The 18,912-nt window shown below is 64.7% G+C and carries 18 protein-coding genes; 5 read left to right on the forward strand and 13 right to left on the reverse strand.

The genetic code is table 11. The annotated features are described in order from the left end of the window. Positions 1-26: 26 nt before the first annotated feature. The 9 genes from ACTF4R_RS18675 to ACTF4R_RS18715 all read right to left on the reverse strand — a co-directional run bounded on the left by ACTF4R_RS18675 (position 27) and on the right by ACTF4R_RS18715 (position 8,055). Positions 27-881 carry a metallophosphoesterase family protein gene (locus ACTF4R_RS18675; protein ID WP_440009639.1) on the reverse strand — a complete coding sequence of 285 codons (855 nt, stop codon included), beginning with the start codon at positions 879-881 and terminating at the stop codon, positions 27-29. A gap of 2 nt (positions 882-883) precedes the next feature. Beyond that, positions 884-1,513 (reverse strand): hypothetical protein, encoded by a 630-nt coding sequence (locus tag ACTF4R_RS18680; RefSeq protein WP_440009641.1) that lies wholly within the window; start codon positions 1,511-1,513, stop codon positions 884-886. A gap of 469 nt (positions 1,514-1,982) precedes the next feature. Further along, positions 1,983-2,738 carry an IclR family transcriptional regulator gene (locus ACTF4R_RS18685; protein WP_440009643.1) on the reverse strand — a complete coding sequence of 252 codons (756 nt, stop codon included), beginning with the start codon at positions 2,736-2,738 and terminating at the stop codon, positions 1,983-1,985. A gap of 259 nt (positions 2,739-2,997) precedes the next feature. Next, complete coding sequence (locus ACTF4R_RS18690) at positions 2,998-3,249, reverse strand: hypothetical protein (protein ID WP_440009646.1); 252 nt, start codon at positions 3,247-3,249, stop codon at positions 2,998-3,000. 52 nt (positions 3,250-3,301) lie between these two features. After that, entirely contained in the window at positions 3,302-4,411 is a 1,110-nt protein-coding gene (locus ACTF4R_RS18695) for an ABC transporter ATP-binding protein (RefSeq protein ID WP_440009649.1), read from the reverse strand. Beyond that, complete coding sequence (locus tag ACTF4R_RS18700; protein ID WP_440009651.1) at positions 4,408-5,472, reverse strand: ABC transporter ATP-binding protein; 1,065 nt, start codon at positions 5,470-5,472, stop codon at positions 4,408-4,410. The genes ACTF4R_RS18695 and ACTF4R_RS18700 overlap by 4 nt, the downstream gene beginning before the upstream one ends. A gap of 4 nt (positions 5,473-5,476) precedes the next feature. Beyond that, on the reverse strand, positions 5,477-6,469 hold the full coding sequence (locus ACTF4R_RS18705; protein ID WP_440009653.1) for an ABC transporter permease: 993 nt from the start codon (positions 6,467-6,469) through the stop codon (positions 5,477-5,479). Beyond that, positions 6,456-7,421, reverse strand: a complete 966-nt coding sequence (locus ACTF4R_RS18710) for an ABC transporter permease (protein ID WP_440009655.1) — start codon at positions 7,419-7,421, stop codon at positions 6,456-6,458. Before ACTF4R_RS18710 ends, ACTF4R_RS18705 begins: the two co-directional genes overlap by 14 nt. A gap of 229 nt (positions 7,422-7,650) precedes the next feature. Beyond that, entirely contained in the window at positions 7,651-8,055 is a 405-nt protein-coding gene (locus tag ACTF4R_RS18715) for an FxLYD domain-containing protein (protein ID WP_440009657.1), read from the reverse strand. A 201-nt stretch (positions 8,056-8,256) separates the two neighbouring features. Here ACTF4R_RS18715 and ACTF4R_RS18720 point away from each other — a divergent pair, with 201 nt between their 5' ends. The 3 genes from ACTF4R_RS18720 (at position 8,257) to ACTF4R_RS18730 (ending at position 12,264) form a co-directional block, all read left to right on the forward strand. Beyond that, positions 8,257-9,999, forward strand: coding sequence for an ABC transporter substrate-binding protein (locus ACTF4R_RS18720; protein ID WP_440009658.1), 1,743 nt, complete (start codon positions 8,257-8,259; stop codon positions 9,997-9,999). 227 nt (positions 10,000-10,226) lie between these two features. Next, positions 10,227-11,204, forward strand: a complete 978-nt coding sequence (locus ACTF4R_RS18725; protein WP_440009661.1) for an LLM class flavin-dependent oxidoreductase — start codon at positions 10,227-10,229, stop codon at positions 11,202-11,204. Between the two features lie 4 nt (positions 11,205-11,208). Continuing rightward, entirely contained in the window at positions 11,209-12,264 is a 1,056-nt protein-coding gene (locus ACTF4R_RS18730) for a Gfo/Idh/MocA family protein (RefSeq protein WP_440009664.1), read from the forward strand. A 1-nt stretch (position 12,265) separates the two neighbouring features. Here ACTF4R_RS18730 and ACTF4R_RS18735 read toward each other — a convergent pair whose 3' ends face one another. The 3 genes from ACTF4R_RS18735 to ACTF4R_RS18745 form a co-directional block, all read right to left on the reverse strand. Next, the gene (locus ACTF4R_RS18735) at positions 12,266-12,391 is read right to left on the reverse strand and encodes a hypothetical protein (RefSeq protein WP_440009667.1); all 126 of its coding nucleotides are present in this window, start codon (positions 12,389-12,391) and stop codon (positions 12,266-12,268) included. A gap of 4 nt (positions 12,392-12,395) precedes the next feature. After that, positions 12,396-13,277 carry a Gfo/Idh/MocA family oxidoreductase gene (locus ACTF4R_RS18740; protein ID WP_440009669.1) on the reverse strand — a complete coding sequence of 294 codons (882 nt, stop codon included), beginning with the start codon at positions 13,275-13,277 and terminating at the stop codon, positions 12,396-12,398. A gap of 261 nt (positions 13,278-13,538) precedes the next feature. Then, on the reverse strand, positions 13,539-14,978 hold the full coding sequence (locus ACTF4R_RS18745; protein ID WP_440009672.1) for an enolase-like domain-containing protein: 1,440 nt from the start codon (positions 14,976-14,978) through the stop codon (positions 13,539-13,541). 87 nt (positions 14,979-15,065) lie between these two features. On the opposite strand from ACTF4R_RS18745, the gene ACTF4R_RS18750 reads away from it, so the two are divergent. Next, positions 15,066-16,148: a Gfo/Idh/MocA family protein gene (locus tag ACTF4R_RS18750; RefSeq protein WP_440009674.1), complete on the forward strand. Its 1,083-nt coding sequence runs from the start codon at positions 15,066-15,068 to the stop codon at positions 16,146-16,148. On the opposite strand, the gene ACTF4R_RS18755 is transcribed toward ACTF4R_RS18750, so the two are convergent. Beyond that, on the reverse strand, positions 16,145-17,380 hold the full coding sequence (locus ACTF4R_RS18755; RefSeq protein ID WP_440009677.1) for a CapA family protein: 1,236 nt from the start codon (positions 17,378-17,380) through the stop codon (positions 16,145-16,147). The two genes, ACTF4R_RS18750 and ACTF4R_RS18755, sit on opposite strands and share 4 nt — an antisense overlap. Positions 17,381-17,690: 310 nt before the next feature. On the opposite strand from ACTF4R_RS18755, the gene ilvA reads away from it, so the two are divergent. Continuing rightward, on the forward strand, positions 17,691-18,911 hold the full coding sequence (ilvA, locus tag ACTF4R_RS18760) for a threonine ammonia-lyase (protein WP_440009679.1): 1,221 nt from the start codon (positions 17,691-17,693) through the stop codon (positions 18,909-18,911). Position 18,912: the final 1 nt, after the last annotated feature.

Genomic DNA, 18,912 nt, shown 5'->3' on the forward strand with positions numbered 1-18,912 from the left:
TTTCCACTCGTCGTTCGGTTCTCCCCTCACCACGTCGTCTCGGTGAGGAGACCTTCCTCGTCCGCGCCGACGTCGTAGTAGTGCACCGCTGCGCGGTTCTCGTCGGCGTCGACGTTCATCCAGCGCACGTCGCCCCCGTAGTCCGACTCCTCGCTCATGTGGCTGAGGTGGCGGGCGAGAACGTACTCGACGCCGTCGATGCGGCGACTTCCCCGACCGTGGTCGTAGTAGTAGTGGCCGCTGTTGACGAAGACGGTGTTTCCGCGTTCGAGGACGCTCTGGACCGTCTGGCAGTTGAGGACGTAGAAGTACGGCTTCGCGTGCGTCTCCCAGTTCTCGTCCAGCTCCGTGTGTTTGCACAGCGGTGCGTGACAGAACACGAACGTCGGTATCTCGGGGTCCTCGTCCATCAACCGCTCCAGCATGGAAATCTGTGGAGCGGTGACGAAGTTCTGTATCTCGCCGAGCGGGTGATACCCGTCGTGGGGGTTGGAGTCGAGGAAGACGTAGCGCGCGCCGTCGTCCTCGAAGTAGAACCAGGGCGGGAACTCCTCCGCCGGGAAATGCTTGCGGTACGCGCTCATCGGCCGTTCGTTGTTTCCCCTGATGACGTGGTAGCCACTGTCCAGGTGGTCCTCGAGCAGTTCGCGGGCCCGCTCGAACTCGCTGTGGTAGAACGCGTCGTCCGGGTCGCCGTGCCACTCGCCCCACTGGGTCTGTTCCTCCCAGGGCGAGAGCAGTCGAAGGTCTCCGCCGGCCAGCGTCCAGTCCACGCCCACGTCGTTGAGTTTGTCGATGGCCGCACGCTGGACGGACTCGTCCTCGTGCTCGTATCGTCCGATTCCGACGTGCAGGTCGTACAGGAGGCCGATAGTACGCATCGTCACTCGCTCCAGAGGTGGACGGCCGTCCCTTGGTCGAGGTACCCGGTCCCGTCGATGGCTCTCGCGGAGAGGACGTAGCCGCCGTACATCTCGCGACCGATGAACGTATGTTGGCGGTAGTCGGGGGCATCCGGTGTGAACTCCACCATCGGCGTCACGAACGGCGCGTCGCTTCCGTCGGCCAACTCGACGGTCGTCCGGTACTCCTCGCCCTCCAGGTGTATCGGTTCGATCCGCAGTGCGAGCGTCCCGTCGCCTTCGACGCGGCCGCGACCCCGGACCCCGACGTAGAGTTTCGTGAACTCGACGGGTCCGAGGAAGTGGTTCACCGTGAGATTGCGCTGCAACTGGACGAACTTCTCGCTTTCGACCTTCCAGTCGACGTTGCCGGGTCGGGATTGTCGCGGCGGCGTTCCGAGCGGCCACGAGGCGACCAGTTCCGGTCCGCCCCGTCGGGGTTGGTAGTCCCGCGAGACGAGACCGCTCTGGCTCCGGTCGACCGGGTCTCGGCGGTCTACGAGCCGATTATCGGCGGTGTCCGGCACCTGCGGACTGGGAACATCCCTGTCCGGGGCTCGTTCGCTCTCGGCGCTTTCACGACAGTTCCTGTCCTGGGTCCTATCGCCCATGGCGCGTGTTCCGCCACCCCGTACGTAAAGCTTTCCCACACGAACGGTCGGAGATGATCCGCTATCGTCGCCATCGTCGACGAATCGCCCTCCTCGTCCGGTGGTCCGGCGAGCTACTGTCCCGTATTCGTTTGGGAATGCCAAACATAACTTCGGCTAGGAGCCGACCACATCGTAAATCGGCACGTTTCGTCGGGGGTGATCGCGCGAGCGACATTGCTGATACCCCTGTGCCAATTACAGAACTAATACTGTAATGAACTGCCTGCAATCGTCTGACGCTACCGAACGGACGAGGGTAGCAACGGACGAGGGGACGCCGCTGCTGGCCGTCAGGCCGTCGCTGGCCGACGATGTACCGTCGGACGTCCGGGACGGGCTCGGCCGTTACAGCATTAGGGGTGTAATAGAAGGCACCCGGGGTCGACTACCCTGCTGTTTGGAATAACAAAACAGATGGTGTGGTGGCTTAGAGCGACGTAGCGTTGATTTCGATGACGTTGACAGCGTGGTTGAGCATCTCCGAGAACTCGTCGAGGCGGTCGTTCATGCGACTCGTCGGCCCGATGATGGCGATGGCACCGTGTACGTCGTCGTCGTGGTCACGAATCGGTGCACCCACGCCGACGAGCCCCGGGATGGTCTCCCCGCGATTGTACGCCAGTCCACGCTTCCGTATCTCCTCCAGTTCCTCGCGGAGTTCACGCTCGTCGGTGATCGTCTCGTCCGTCAGGCTCTGCAGATCCATCTCTGCCAGGATCTCGTCGATCTCCTCCTGAGATTTGAACGCGAGGATGGCCTTTCCGACGGCAGTGTGGTGGAGTTCGTTGCGGTAGCCGACGTACAGCTCGGTCTGCACCGCGTTCTCCCCACTCGCCTTGTAGAGACAGACCCCCTCCCGCTGTTCTTCGACGGTGAACAGCGTGAGCTCGCCGCTCTTCTCGGCCAGTTTCTCGACCTCCTCCGTCACGATGTCGTAGATGGGGACGCGTCTCCGGACGTGGTGTGCGATGTCCACGAATCGCAGTCCGAGACGGTAGCGCCCGTTCGTGTTCACGACGTAGCCGTCGTTTTCGAGCGTTGCGAGGTGACAGTGGACGGTCCCCTTCGTGAGACCGACCTCCTCGGCGAGCTCGGTGACGCCGATCTCGTCGTGTTCCTTGATCGTTTCCACGATTTCGAGCGACGTTTGCACCGATTTGACCGGGTTCCGGGCGTCGTTCATCTGTATTAAGGGTGACGGCCCAATGGGACTTAAGCGTTTGGAGTGTTCAAACGACCGCGCCGGTTCGCGCACCGTACGGCCGGTCCTCTCCGGAGAAGGGATTCTCGACGGAGCGGTTCAGTACCACCGTTCGACGGGCTACGGTCGGAGGATAGCCGGTGGTCACGGCGAGACAGCCATCGTCGCTACGGAGAAATCCGAACGGTCTGGAACGTCGCGTCGCTCGTGGGCGTAGTCGTTCACAGACGGTTCACGTGGACTACACCTGACGAAGCCACCAGATGGCGGCGTACACGACGGCCGTGAAGAGGGCGACGAAGAGGGCGATCGTTACCGTGATGCCCGCGACTTCCGGATGGCCGTTGTTCTCGAAGTAGAAGGCAGCGCCGAACAGGGTCGCGTCGAGCAACGTGATGGCGAGGACCCAGAAACGCTGAAACGGTTCGAGGAGGACCGCTAACGGATCGACCTGTTTCACCTTCGGTAACATCGTACACGAAAACTCCTTCACGTAACCTTTTAGTCTTACCGATGAATGAAATCGCACTGACACGAAAACGGAGTTAGTCTCCGAACTGCTTTCGGTACGTCTGTTCGTCCTCCGTGTTGTCGAGTGGCTGGCTCTCCCAGTACTCGTGATTCTCGAGCACGCGATAACACGCCGCCCCGTGGTCGGACGAGTCGTCGACGGGGAATGCCTCCGGCGTCTCACCCTTGCACGCCTCGCGTGCGACCGGACACCGCGTGTGGAATCGGCACCCCGACGGCGGGTCGATGGGGTCGGGGATGTCGATTTTCCGCATGGGGAGTTCGTCGTCGCTCGGGTCGATACGAAGGTCCGGTGACGACCACCGCAAGGCCTTCGTGTACGGGTGCTGGGGATCGTTCAGGATCTGTTCGGGCGGTCCGATTTCCACGAGTTTGCCGAGGTACATGATACCGATGCGGCCGTCGGCTTTCTCCGTTATGTACCGTGCGTTCGAGAGGTCGTGGGAGATGAAGAGGTACGACGTATCGAACTGGTCCTGGAGTTCCAGCATCAGGTCCATCATCTCGACCCGTAGCGAGACGTCGAGGGCGCTGACGGACTCGTCGGCGAGGATGAGGTCCGGGTTCATGAGGAGCGACCGAATGAGCGCGACGCGCTGTTTCTCCCCGCCCGAAAGCTGGTGTGGATACCGCTCGGCGTAGTCCTCGGGAGGAGCCATCCCCACGGTTTCGAGCAGGTGGAGGATACGGGCCGTTCGGTCCTCGTCGCTGAGGTCCTTCTGCCACCGCTTCAGCGGCTCCTCGAGGTTGTTCTTCACCATTCGGTACGGGTTGAGCGCGCTCCCGGGGTCCTGGTGGATGATCTGGAGCGCCTTCCGGATGTCCTGGTACGGGACGGTCACGTCGCCTCTGCCGTCCTTGGCGTCCCAGATGTCCTGTCCGCGGTATCGAACGCTCCCACCGGTCGGTCGTCGCATCCCGATGGCCGCCTTCCCTAACGTCGTCTTCCCGCAACCGGACTCCCCGACGAGCGCCACCACGTCGTTTTCGGAGATGTCGAGAGAGACCCCGTCGACGGCGTGGACGGTGTCCGGTTCCGAGAACAGTCCGAGGAGGCTGTCGTCCTCCTCGAAGTGTACCTCGACGTCCTGCAGGGAGACGACGGTGTCGTCGGCGTCGCTCATCGTTCCCCCGTCTCGACGGACTCTCTCGTGCTGAGAGGCAGTTCCCGACGCGCCCGTTCCCAGTGATGGCAGGCGGCACGGTGTCCATCGCCGACGTCGTAGTAGTCGGGGTCGTCCCGGGTACACTCGTCCGTCGCCAGCGGGCACCGCGGATGGTACGAACATCCCTGGGGAACGTTCACCGGATCCGGGCTCGAGCCCTCTATCGGTTTCATCTCCTCGACGTCCGTGCTGAGGTTCGGCGTGGCGTTCAGCAGCGCCCGCGTGTACGGGTGGGTCGCATCTTCGAGGATGTCCTGGCACCCTCCGACCTCGACGAACTCGAAGGCGTACATGACGGCGAGGCGGTCGGCCAGCTCTGCCACGAGCGGGAGGTCGTGCGTGATGAACACGAGCGTCAGGTCGTACTTGTCCCGGACCTCCCGGAGCATCTTGAGGATGGACCGCTGCATGAGCAGGTCGAGGGCTGCCGTCGGCTCGTCCATCACGAGCACCTCGGGTTCGAGCACGAGCGACAGCGCGATGAGCGCGCGCTGTTGCATCCCGCCGGAGAGTTCGTGCGGGTAGACGTCGAGCACTCTGTCGGGGTCGAGGTAGAGGTCCGTGAGAATCTCTCTGGCCCGCTCCATCCCCTCCTTCATGTCCGCGTCGTGTGCCTGGAGCGTCTCCTCGAAGTGAGTGCGGATCGTCGTCGTCGGATTGAACGAACTCATCGCGCCCTGGAACACCATCGAGATCTCTTCCCAGCGCAGTTGCCGGAGTTCGCGCTTGTTCAGGTCGAGGACGTCGACGGGTTCGCCGTCGGGGGGATGATACGTGACGTCGCCCGTGAGCACTCCCGGGTCGACGACTGCGTCCAGGAGCGACGACGCGAACATCGACTTTCCGCTCCCGCTCTCGCCGACGATACCGAGAATCTCGCCGCGCTGGATGTCGAGTGAGACGTCGTCGAGGACCCGGGACTCCCCGCGGTCCATGTCGAAGGTTACGCTCGCGTTCTCTACTTCGAGTACCGTTTCTTCTGCCGTTCGCATGTCGTACGCGTGTTCGCTGACAGTCATTGTTCTAGCTGTTGATGTTAGTCTCGTCATCGTCGACGGTCTTCGCGTGCCGCGCACGGATGCGCGGGTTGAATATCCTGTCCGTGCCCTGGCCCAGCATGATGAGGCCGTAGGACAGCAGAACGATGGCGACCATCGGCACGGCGAACCAGAAGTAGAGGCTCGGCGCGATCAGGCCGCCGTTGTTGTACGCCTGGTCCAGCATGACGCCCCAGTTCTTCGTCCCCGACTGCGCGGGGAGGAACCCGAGGAAGTAGAGCGCGACGGAGGCGAAGATGACGTTCCGTGCGGACTGCACGAAGTGGACCATCACGTAGGGCATGATGTTCGGCGTCACGTCCTTGGCGAGGATGGTGGCCGTCGAGAGACCCATCGTCCGCGATGCCTCGATGTACGGTTCTTCGCGCAGGGAGAGTACCTGCGACCGGATGTTCCGAGAGAGCCCCGCCCAGGCGGTGATAGAGAGGACGAGGCCGACCACGACCGGGTCTTTCGGCTGCAGGGTCGCCGCTAACACGATGACCAGGGGGAGGCTGGGAATCGTCATCACGATGTCGACGACGTACATCGCAATCCGGTCGACGGGGCCGCCCTTGTAACCGCTGACCGTGCCGATGATGGTCGCCATGAACGTCGAGAACACCCCACCGGCGATTATCATCTTCAGCATCGGTGCGGTGGCGTGGACGACCTGGCTCATTAGCCCGCGGCCCTGGTGGTCCGTTCCCAGCGGGTGAGCCATGTTCACGAACGGCTGGAGATGCTTCGGCGCTCCGTGGTACTCCGGTTCGGGAACGACCATGGTCCCGACCGTCCCCATTAGCAGGAAGAAGCCGATGATTATCAGTCCGATGCGTGCACGGTAGTCGCTCCAGAGCACGCGGAACGGAGCCAGTACGTACTCGTCGGTGAGCCGACGGGCCCGTTCTTTCCGCGTCAGTTGCACGTCCGATACCGTCTCGAAGTCGAAGGTCTGGTCGTCGTCAGTACGATTCACGGTGATCACCTCGTTCGACGCGGGGGTCGATCTTTCCGTACGTCAGGTCGGCGACGTAGATGCCGAGTATGACCATGGTGGTCGTGAGGAGGAAACTCCCCATCAACAGTGGATAGTCCCGGGTCTGGAACGCGCGGTTCATGTACCAGCCCATCCCGGGATAGGTGAAGATGGTCTCGAGGATTATCGAGCCACCGAAGATGGAGGCGATACTCATCATCAGGCCGGTGTAGAGCGGAAGCAGTGCGTTGCGACCGACGTACCGCAGAACGATGAGTTTCTCGGGGAGACCGCGGAGGCGGGCGACCCGCAGGTAGTCCTCGCCGAGGATGCGGATGCTGTTACCCCGCATCGAGAGCGCCGTCCCGCCGAACCCGGCGACGATGAGGGCCGCGAGCGGCATGACAGCGTGGTAGACGATGCTTCCGATGAACGCGGTGTTGAGTCCTGGCTCGACGGCGTCCGAAACCCGACCACTCGTCGGGAACCATCCCAGGTCGTATCCCAGTACGACGAGTAACGCGATGGCGACCACGTAGAACGGAATCGAACTGAGCAGGATGGACAGCGAGGAGCTCGTGTAGTCGAAGCGAGTTCCTTCGAAGTAGGCCATCGTGGCCCCGAGGACGATGGCGAGGGAGAACGAGATGGCCAGCGAGACGATGGAGAGGAATATCGTCCACGGGAGCGCCTCGGCGAGGATGTCTACCACCGGCTTCTGGTACCATATCGACTGTCCGAAGTCGCCGTTCAGGACGGCCGTGAAGTAATCCAGGAACTGGACGTAGAGCGGGTCCGAGGGGTTGATGTTCGTGTACGTCTCGATCTGGTCGTTAACCTGTGAAATCGAACTCGTCCCGGGCTGGGAGATCATCTGCGCTCGCAGGTACGAAACGGGTCCGCCGGGCATGAGGCGGAGCAGCGCGAACGAGATGCCGATCGCGCCGAACATCGTTACGAACACCTGCGCTGTGCGTTTTAAGAACCACCTGTTCATGTGTTACCACTACCAACATTCCGACGCTATCTGTTATACCTTTTGGTGCCATTTCCAACCGTCGTACGGCTATTAGACCACAATATGAACCGTCGGAAGAAAACGAATAGATTCGCGGAGACGCTCGGTGGCGGAGGACCGCCGTTCGCGAGTGCCGGCGGAGTCGCGTCTCGCCTGCGTCGCCTCAACCGCTGGCGGTGACCTGCGTCGTGTACGTGTACCCGTTCGAATCCAGTTCGAGGACGTAACCGTCGATCTGAGACGCCGTCCGTCCGATAGCGCCGGCTTCGATGTCGAAAGACGCCGTTTCGCCCGCCTTCACTCCTTCGAGCGTCTCGCTGTAGTTGTTCGTCTTCTGGCTCTTTTTGTAGAAGGTGACGGTGACCGTGACGTCTATCGGGTCATCGCTGACGTTCTTTACCTCGCCGACGAGGTGGACCGTCTCGTTCGTCTCGCCCTCGTTCTTCCGCTGCAGTTCGGCAGTTACCACTTCCACGTTCTTCTTCGCCCCCCCGCTGTTGGCACACCCGGCGAGGGACATAGCAGTTAGCGTCGAGACTGTCGTCGAAACGAACGTACGTCGTTTCATGGTCAGTTGATATGCCATTATTGACTTAAAGGTATGCCTCGCGATGGTAGTACGGCCGAAAACCATAACGGAAAGACCCTAAACTATAAATACTCTTAGTAATGTTTGTGAGGACGAAGCATGCCAGACCATTCCAAAATGGATAGCACTACGAGCCGTGTCTCTCGCCGGCAGTGGATGAAGATGGCTGGGACGACCGGCTTGGCAGCCAGCGTTGCGGGATGTAGCGGAAATCAGGACAACGGTAACGACGGAACGACCGATGGTGGAACGCAGTCGACCGGCGACAACAACAAGAACGGTGGTGGGAAACCAGTCGACCCCGTCTACTCGACGCGCACCAGGGAAGGAATCCTCCCGAACGAACTGCAGTGGAACCAGTACAACTCCAAGAACAAGTCCTGGGTTACCAACCAGTTCTGGTTCGACCGCCTCGCGATAAAGCGGAACGACGGGGAGTACGTTCCGGGCCTCGCCAAGAGCTGGAAGGTGACCGAGAACAAGATGACCATCACGCTCCAGGACGACGCACACTGGCACGACGGAACCCCCGTCACCGCCCAGCACGTCAAGGACAAGATGGACATCGAACTCGGCATGGGCGCGACGGCGTCCAACTTCATCGACGGTGCGAAGGCAGTCGACGAGAAGACGGTCGAACTGTCGCTCCCGGAGCCGAGGAACAGGGACCTCCTCCAGACGGTCATCCTCAGCATCAGGATCAACACTCCGCCGAACAGCAAGTTCGGCACGTTCGCGAAACGGTTCCGTAACGCCGACAGTGAGGAGAAGAAAAAGCAGGTGCAGAAGGATGTCAGTTCCTACAAGCTGACCGACCCCGTCGGTAACGGGCCGTTCAAGTTCGAGAAGGCGACGCCCTCGAAACTCACCGCGAAGAAGCACAGGAAGTACCACTACGCCGACCGGGTCGCCGTTCCGAAACTGGAAGCGCACAAGGCGAAGGGTGGACAGCCCTGGGCGGAGATGCGCAACGACAACGTGGACGGAGTGGCTGGCGACGCAGATCCGAAGGTGGCCCAACAGTTCCCGGATCACATCCGCCACGACCTGCTGCCGTCCGTCGGCGGCTACGGCTTCCTGCTGAACTTCGACCATCCCAGCTTTCAGGACTGGCGGGCCCGCCAGGCGATGTGCTGGCTCCACGACCCCGAGCGGACCCAGTCCGGGTCGTCGAACCCCGACAACCTCATGACGCCACCACCCGTCGGCCACAACTTCGCCAATCGGCTCTCGGACAAGGTCCGGAATAACCTCAACCAGTACAACGAGGGTCCGAAACCGCAGAAAGCGGCGAGTCTCTTCAAGGAAGCCGGGTTCACGAAGCGAAACGGCAAGTGGTACCAGCCCAACGGGGAACGGTTCAAAATCGTTCTCGACAACAGTGGCGACCCGACGTACCAGACGCCGTTCAAGAACCAGTTGGAGGAGTTCGGTATCAAAGCGGAGATCGACACCAAATCGAGCTCCGTCTGGGCCGAGGACTTCTTCAACGGCGATTTCCAGGTGTTCGTCAGCTGGTGGGGTGCCTCGATGGGTCCCGACCATCCGTGGTTCCAGATGCAGTGGGAGTGGGATCCCGGACTCGACCAGTACGTCGGACCCATGGGCAAGGACGTCGAGAACTTCCCCGTGCCGATGCCGGTCGGCGACCCCAACGGCACTATCAGGGAGGTCAACGTCCTCGAACGCTTCCGCAAACTCGGTAGCGCAGTCGACGAAGACGAGTTCCAGAAGCATCTCGACTTCCTCTCGTGGGCGTGGAACCAGACCGGCTGCAGTCCACAGATCTGGTCCGGCACTCACAACCACTGGGCGGACACGAAGGACTGGAACTGGCCGTCGACCAAGGAGATGCAGCGCGGTCCCATGATGCCGTACTTCACCGGGTTCCGAACCGGCGATCTCACTCCGAAGACCAAGTAGCCGGTGTTACGGCACCGGTCGGCTGCCGCCGCTTCCACGTTCCGTCGCTCGCTTTCCATCCTTCGAGCGCCGCAGACAGTTCGTGCGAGCGAATCACCGGGAGCAACTTATTTAGCCTGGGGGGTCACAACACCGGGTATGCGATCTGGAAACGGTAGCCCCAGAGAAGTCGCGACCCCGTGGCTGACTGGAACCGGCGAGCAGTATCGAACCGTGGTGATGGCGAAGTGAAGTTCGGCGTGTTCCTCAACCAGTACTACACCGAGAACGACGCCTTCGACGCGCCGGACCTCATCGAACAGGCCGAACTCATGGAGTCGGTCGGCTTCGATTCGGCGACGTTGGGCGAGCGCCACGTTCACGAGGAGGGGTTCGTCGAGCCGCTGACGGGGCTGGCCGCGCTCGCCGCCCGGACCGACTCGCTCGAACTCGGGACGGCGGCGATGCTCCCGGCCCTGTACGAGCCGCTTCACCTCGCCGAGACCGTCGCTACCATCGACCGCCTCTCCGGTGGCCGGGCGGCGTTCGGCGCGGCCCTCGGTTATCGAGAGCGAGAGCTAGCGGCGTTCGGCGTCGAGATGGACGAGCGCGTCGGGCGCTTCCTCGAATCCGTGGAACTGCTGAAGCGCTTCTGGTCGGGCGAGGAAGTCACCCACGACGGGGACTTCTGGAACTACGACGAGGCGTTCGTCAGTCCCGCCCCGGACGACGTTCCCGTCTGGATCGGTGGCCACGCCGACGTCGCCATCAAACGCGCCGCCTATCGGGGGGACGCCTGGATCGCCAGCGCCTCCTCGACCACCGAGGACCTCCGGGAGCAGATCGGAACGTACGAGGACGCCCTCGACGAGTTCGGCATGGACCGTGCCGACAACGACGTCGTCCTGATGCGGGACTGCTTCGTCGCCGACTCCGTCGAGGAGGCCCGCGAAACTATCGAGCCGTATCTCCTCAACCTCTACAAGCTGTACGCTCGCTGGGGCCAGACGTACATGGACGAACACGAGGTCGAGGTGGACTACGACGAACTCGCCGAGAAGTTCGTCATCGGTTCGCCAGAGGAGTGCGTCGACCAGCTCCGGACGTACGAGGAACTCGGTGTCGACCACGTGCTCGTGCGGTGCCAGTTCCCCGGCCAACCGCAGGAACCGACGCTGGAGTGCCTGGAGAGGTTCGGAAACGAGGTAATCCCGTCGTTCCACTGACCCTATGACGAACATCGCCTACATCGGACTCGACCACCACCACTGCCCGGCGTACCTGGAGAGCATCGCGCAACTCGACGCCGAAGTGACCTGCGCCTGCGAACCGTCCGGCGACCCGACGCCGACCGACCTGGACGGCCTCGACGACGTGGCGTTCTACCGCGACCCGGATCAGTTGCTGGCCGAGGAGGCCGTCGACCTCGTCTGGGTGACCCTCTCGAATCGGGACACTCCCGCAGTACTCCGGTCGGCCATCGAGCGCGACGTGGACGTGTTCACCGAGAAACCCGCGGCCCGGACGGCGACGGAACTGGAATCGGTCGCCGAAGCCGCCCGGCACTCCTCGTCGACGGTCGGCGTCTCGTACACGTGGCGAGGCCACCCCGTCTCGCGACGCCTCCGCGACCTGTCGGACGCCGGGTTCTTCGGGGACGTGGACGCCTTCGACGCTCGCTTCGTCGCCTCGGCGCTGGACGCCCGGGACACCGACCACTACCTGTTCGACGGATCGGCTAGCCGTGGCGGCATCGTCCAGTGGCTCGGCGTCCACTGGCTGGACCTCGTTCCCTGGATGCTCGACGACCCGATAGTCCGGGTCAACGCTCGGACGTCGGCTAGCACGCCGACGGTCGACGTCGAGGACGGGGCCGCGCTCCAGATCGCGACGGAGTCTGGCGTCATCGGAACGCTGACGTGCGGGTACTTCCTTCGCCAGGGCCGCTACGACACCCACATCGCCGTCTACGGCGACCGCGGTCGGAGCGAGTGGGACCCGATGGGGAAGACGTTCGGGTTCGACGGGGAGACGACTCTCGAACTCGACTCCACCGACGACGGGTGGGCGAGCACGCCCCACCGTTCCGAGACCTACGAGTACGACGGAACCCCCGGGTACGGCGGCAAGTGGGGACTGGAGTTCTTCGAGGAGTACTTCGCGGCTCGGAACGGCGTCTGCGAACCGCCGGCGACCCTCGAAGACGCGCTGACGGTGCTCCGCGTGCTCGACGCTACCTACGAGTCCGCCGAGACGGGCGAGTGGACCCGCGTCGCCGGCCGCTGAGTTACCAGGTCCAGCGCGCGTCGCGGCCGCAGGCTCCGTGATGGCTGGCCCCCGAGCGGTCCGGCACCCGTCCGTCGGGAGCGACCCGACCCGGCCAGTACCCGAGGAGTCGGTCGGCAGGGGTCATTCGCTCAGTAGTAGGGGTCGTAGTCGGCGAGAAACGATTCGCCGGTCACTTCGAACGTGTCGAGGACGGGAGAGTCGGGGGTCACACTGTGGCCCTCGGCGAGCGCCGCCTCGATGGCCAGCGCGAGGCGGCCGGAGTCGAGGATGCGGTCGGTGTCGTCGCGGTTCCCGCTGGTGACGTCGAGGAACGCGTCCAGAAATCGGTCGTACGTCCGGGAGAGAACGTCGGAACTGCTCTCCATCTCGACGGTCCGGGTCGTCTCTCCGATGTCGAGGACGCTGAACGTGGCGTCCTCCGGCGATCCGTCGAACCGGAGCGTGGCGTGAACGTCGTTGGTGAAGTGGACGTCGACGGTCGTTCCGGGCTCCGAGCCGGGGACGACCTCGGTCCAGTCGGCGTCCGCGAGGAAGCGGACCGTGTCGGCCAGATGCGTCCGGTAGTAGAAGTAGTCGTTGTAGCCGGCGGCGAACAGCGTTCGTTCGCTCCCACCGCGCGGGAGCGCCGTGAACCCCTCGTGGAACGGGACGGCCGAACAACCGAACAACGGCGTGTCACCCGCGGCCGCTTCGAGGGTCGCGATGTCTTCGAAACTGCCCGCCAGCGGCTTGTCGACGAGCGTCGGAACGTCCGCTTCGAGGAACGGTTCCGCGAGCGCGGCGTGGGTTTTCCAGTCCACGGTCAGCACCATCGCGGCGTCGACCGCTTCGACCATCGCCGCAGGTTCGTCGAACCGGCGGGCACCGTACTCCTCGCAGAACGACCGCGCGTAATCTGCATTCCGGACGGCTCCGCCGTCCCAGACCCCGCGAACCGACGCGTCGTCGCGTCCCGAGAGGACGTCTGCGAAAGCCTCGGCGTGGCTGGTGTCTAGACCTACGAGTCCCATGGCTGTCATGCGTTAACGAGAATACCTCGGGGCTTCCTCTTAAAACCATTGCGTCGATTTCGTGGAACGGTCTTCGTCGAACCGGCGAAGTCGGGTCGGCGGTGGGACAGTGACCGTTCCCCCCGGACCGTCCGGACGGCGATGGTCGTGTCGTCCCGTCGCGTTCCGTCATCGTCCGTCCGCGTTCCCGCTGTGACACCCGTGAGTCTCCCTTCGGGTCGTGCGCCAGTCGGAGAGACCATCCCCGGCGTCCCTGCAGCGTTACGCGTCGAACGTCCAGTCCTCGACCGGCGTGAATCGCGAAGGGTCCACGTCGACGTCGTAGCCGAACGGGGCGTCGACCGTCGAGTCGACGCGGACGCGACCGTCGGTCACGTCGAGCGTCGCGTATCCGGCCTCGTGTTCGCGGTAGAGGTCGCCGTGATCCGCGAGCAACCGCGACTGCACGTCGTCGGGCAGCATCGAGAGTCCGGTGAAGTAGTGGTGGCCGTTGCGTTCGACGTGGCCGACGTCGAGGGAGGCGACGACCGCGAGGTCCTGAAGGAGCGACACGGGGCCGACCGTGGTGAGGTCCTCGCCGCTGAGCACGTAGTCTCGGTCGGGGTTCTCGCGCCGGCGACGTTCCAGCAGGCAGGCGTTGACGACGCCCCGGAACACGCCCTTGCAGTTCTTGTGACTCGTTCCGTCGTAGCCGCAGTCGAGGGCGCGCCCGAGGCTGTCGTTCAGCGCGTCGGACTCGTCGACGATGGTTGGCGGTCGGTCGTCCCACGACGCGAACGTCCGTCGAGTCTCGGCCGTCATCGCCTCGTCGCGGGCCAGCGGTTGCTCGACGTACAGTGTACGGTCGAGCAACGGCGCTACGTCGGGGTCGTCGACGAACGTCGTCCACGCGTCGCGGAACGCCGCCGCGTCGTCGAACTGCTCGTTCGCGTCGAGCGTGACGGCGTACTCGGCGAGGCCGCGGTCGTCGAACAGGGACGCGAGGTCCCCGAGGCGGTCGGCGTCGGCCGACGGGTCACCGCTCAGCTTCACTTTGAAATGGGTGAGGCGCTGGGCGTCGAGGTACTCCGCGAGCGTCTGGGGTAGTCCGTCGTCGAGGCGGTCGTTCGGGCCGAGGTCCTCGTCGGTCAGCGGGTCCGTGAACCCGACGGTGTGTCGCAGCGTCAACTCGCGGGCCGGCGTCTCCGGGAGGAGGTCGGCCGGGTCGGCGCCGTCGAGTTCGGGATAGATGCGTCCGGGGTCGACGCCGAACGCACCGGACCGAAGCGCCGAGGCGAACGAGACGTCGTGGTGGCGACAGTAGGCGTCGACGAGGCCGCGCTCGACCATGCTGACGCCGAACCCCCAGAGGAGCGGTGGATGGTCGGTGTCCGACGCCCACTCGCGCTGGGACTCGTAGAGGCGGTGCCAGTAGTCGAAGACCGACGCCGTCTCCGCCTGCTCCTCCGCGAGGGAGCGGGCCGAGTCGACCACGTCGACCATGTCGGCGAGGCCGCCCGCGAACGTCAGGTCGGGGTCCTTGACGAACCACAGCGGCGAGAGCCCTTCCGCGGCGAGGCCGGTCGCCCGCTCACCGTCGAACTCGGCCTCGACGACGAGAAACAGGTGCGGGAGCGACGTAATCTCCGTGTCGCCGAAGTGGAACGGCATTCGGAACTCCATGTCGAGTACGTACCCGGCGGTGTCTCTGACCGAGAGCATGAGGCCCCGTTCGTAGGCCCGCCGCAAAAACCCCCGGGGGAACGACACGGGGATTCAAATACCTCCACAAAATACGAACAACAACAGATGAGCAATTATCGTGTAGCGTTCATCGGAACCGGCCCGGACCCCGGGGACCAGAACTGGGGCACGAGCGCGGCGATGGCCTACCGTCACGCCGCGGCCTACGACGACCTCGACGACTGTTCGCTCGTCGGCTGTGCGGACCTCGTCCGCGAGAACGCAGCGGCGTTCGCCGACCGATTCGACCTTCCCGCGTCCAGCGTCTTCGAGGACTACGTCGAGATGCTGGAGGCCGTCGAACCGGACGTCGTCAGCGTCTGCACGCCGGTTCCGACGCACGCAGACATCGTCGTGGACTGCGCGGAGAGCGGTATCCCGGCGGCCATCCACTGTGAGAAACCGATGGCCGACACGTGGGGCGACTGTCGCCGGATGACGGAAACCTGTGACCGGGCCGACGTCCAGTTGACGTTCAACCACCAGCGGCGGTTCAGCGGCGCGTACCGCAAGGCGTACGATCTCATCGAAGACGGCTTCATCGGCGACCCGCGGCGTTTCGAGGTCGGCGGCCAGAATCTCTTCGACTTCGGCAGCCACCTCATCGACATCTGTAACGGAATCAACGCCGAGTGCGAGGCGGAGTGGGCGCTCTGCCAGGTCGACTACCGGGAGGAGAACGTCCGGTACGGGTCGCACAACGAGAACCAGGCGCTCGCGCTCTGGCGGTACGAGAACGGCGTTCACGCGATTCTCTCCAGCGGCGTCGGTCACGAGAGCGTTCGCTGTTACGTGCGCGTCCGCGGAACCAAAGGCACCGTCGAACTGTGGCCCGACGAGGGCCCGGAGCTCCGGGTGCGACAGACCGGCGAGGAGGAGTTCGAGGCCTACGACGTCGAGGAACCGTACGAGACGATGCTCCACGGTGCGGTCAGGGAGGTCGTCGACTGTCTGGAATCGGGCGAGACGCCGGACATCGGGGCCGAGAACGTCCTGACCGCCAACGAGATAATCTACGGCTGCTGGGAGTCTGCGCGGCGGCGCGGCCGCGTCGAGTTCCCGCTCGACATCGCGGACAACCCGCTGGACGCGATGGTGGAAGCCGAGGACCTCACCCCGCGTCCCGCCGAGTCGGACGCCGGCGACTAGCGCTCCGTCCAGGCGAGCAGCGCGTCGACGCTCTCCTCGACCGACTCGGTTCTGCGGTCGGAGCGGTTGCCGCTCAGCACTTCGAGCGCCGTCGTGACGACGGCGCCGTGTGACTCGTTCCGAAAGAGGTTCAGCAGCGTGAGCAGTTCCCGCCGTCGCCGTTCAGGGTCCCAGAGCGGACGCTGGGCGTCCGGGTCGTGCGGGTTGGTGCGGGCGAGTGCGAGGTTCTCGCCGACGCCGGTCATCAGCCAGTTCGAGTACCGCTCGTAGAACAGTCGGACGGCGATGGCCTGCCAGTGGGCCTCGTACCGCTCCTCGTCGGCTACCACGTCGGCGGCCCTGTGGAGGTAGTCGCGGTACTCGTCGGCGGCGTCGCCGTCGAGAAACCGAACCGACCCGTCGAGCACGGTCGGGACGAGGTCGACGGCCGCCACGGCGCCGTCGGCGAACCGAACGTCGAGGGCCAGGCCCCGTGCCGTGTTCTCCTCGTCGGCCTGCCGGTCGAAGACGAAGTTGCCGAGGCTGTAGAACACCGGTGCGTCCTCGTACAGTTCCCATCCCTGCGCGACGTGCGGGTGGTGGCCGACGACGAGGTCCGCGCCCGCCTCGACGAACTCGCGAAGGCGCGCCCGGCGACTCGGCGGCGGGAGTGGCACGTACTCGGCACCGCCGTGGGAGAGGACGACGACCGCGTCCGCGTCGTCGGCCGCCCCGCGAACGGCCGCGACCGCGTCGCGATGGCCGCTCCAGGCCGTTCCCGGTCGGTCTGCAGTGGCGACGCCGAACTCGCGCTCGCAGACGCTCACCACCGCGACGTCCGTGCCGCGGACCTCGAACCGCGCCGGTTCGAGGGCGTCGGTCCGGTCCTCGCCGGCGCCCGCCGTCCGGACGCCTGCCGTCGCACAGGCCTCGCGGGTCGCTCGCATCCCGGTCGCGCCGTAGTCCATCGCGTGGTTGTTCGCCAGCGCGAGGACGTCGAACCCGGCGTCTGCGAGACGCTCGGGGGCGTCGGGGTCGGCCGTCAGGGCGGGGCCGCTCTTGGAAACGGGGTCGGCGTCCGTCTCGACGGGTGCTTCGAGGTTCGCGGCCGCGAGGTCGGCGTCGGCGATGCGGTCGACCACCGCCGGGGCGACGAGCGGGGTGTCGTCCCGGTCGGGGACGCAGTCGCCCGCGACGAACAGCGACCACTCCGAGCCAGCGCCCCCGGCGTCGAAGGAAAGGTCGTCAGCCATCGAGATCACCGCCGCGTCGCGTCCGGAAGGATTCGATGCACAGCACACCTCCCTCACGGACTCCCTGCGATAAATAGGTTGGCCCCGTGCGCCGCCAGCGGGTCGCGCGGCGGTCGCCGCACGGTTCGGCGGTGCGAGCGAAGCGGTCGGGGCGATTCGCCACCGGCAGGGGTGCTGGAATCCACGGATATCCACGACCCGGTCTCCGTTTCCCGCGATTCGAACGCCCGCCCACGACCGGGCACGGGTGGCGGGTCTGGCCGGTCACGGTAGCGGAACGCTCTAATATAATGACCTGTATCTACCGTGCATGACCGGCGTCGACATCGAGGACGTACACGCCGCGGCGGAGCAGTTCGACGACGACATCGTCGAGCGGACGCCCGTCGACCGGAGTCGCTCACTGGGAGAGATGGCCGACGCGGAGGTGTTTCTGAAGATGGAACACCTCCAGCGCACCGGCTCGTTCAAGACCAGGGGGGCGTCGAACAAGATGGCGAGCCTGCGAGCGGCCGACTCCGTCGTGGAGCGGGTCGTCGCGGCGAGCGCCGGCAACCACGCGCAGGGCGTCGCACTGGCCGCGTCTGCCGCGAATCTCGACGCGACCATCGTGATGCCTCAGGACGCACCGCAGGCGAAGATAGACGCGACCCGGGAGTACGGGGCCGAGGTCGTGCTCCACGGGCGAGACTTCCGGACGGCGATGGACCACGCGGAGTCGCTCGCCGAGGCAGACCGCACGGAGTTCGTCCACGCGTACGACGACCCGGACATCGTCGCCGGGCAAGCTACCGTCGGCCTCGAAATCCTCGAGGACGTCTCCGAGGTGGACACCGTCATCGTTCCCATCGGGGGTGGCGGCCTCATCGGCGGCGTGGGCGTCGCGCTGAAGGCGCTTCGACCGGACGTCCGTCTCGTCGGCGTCCAGGCCGAGTCGGCGGCGACGGTTCCCCGGAGCCTAGAGAAGGGCGAACCGCACACGGAGGACGAGGTGGACACCATCGCCGACGGTATCGCGACGGGCGGTATCGCGTCGCTGACCCTGGACCTCATCGACTCGCACGTCGACGAGGTGGTGACCGTCTCGGACGGCACCATCGCGCGCGGAATCATCCTGCTGATGGAGCGTGCGAAGCAGGTCGTCGAGGGGGCGGGGGCCGCGGCCGTCGCACCGCTCGTCACCGACGCCATCGACGTCTCTGGGGAAACCGTCGTACCAGTACTGAGCGGCGGCAACATCGACGTTTCGATGCTTCAGACCGTCCTCACCCACGAACTCACCGAACGAAACCGGCTACTCCAGTTGCGAGTGCTCATCGACGACCAGCCGGGCGTGCTCGAGGAGATATCCGGCGTCGCCAGCGACCACGGCGCGAACATCCGCACCGTCCACCACTACCGGGCGAACGCGGACCTCGACGTCGGCGAGGCGTACATCACGTTCGAGATGGAGACCAGCGGCACCGAACACGCCGAGACCATCAAACGCACCATCCGCGACCGCGGCTACGAAATCACGCAGGTGAACTGAT

Origin of the sequence: Halomicrococcus pelagicus, assembly GCF_051917725.1 — an archaeon.
Taxonomy (GTDB): Archaea; Halobacteriota; Halobacteria; order Halobacteriales; family Haladaptataceae; genus Halomicrococcus.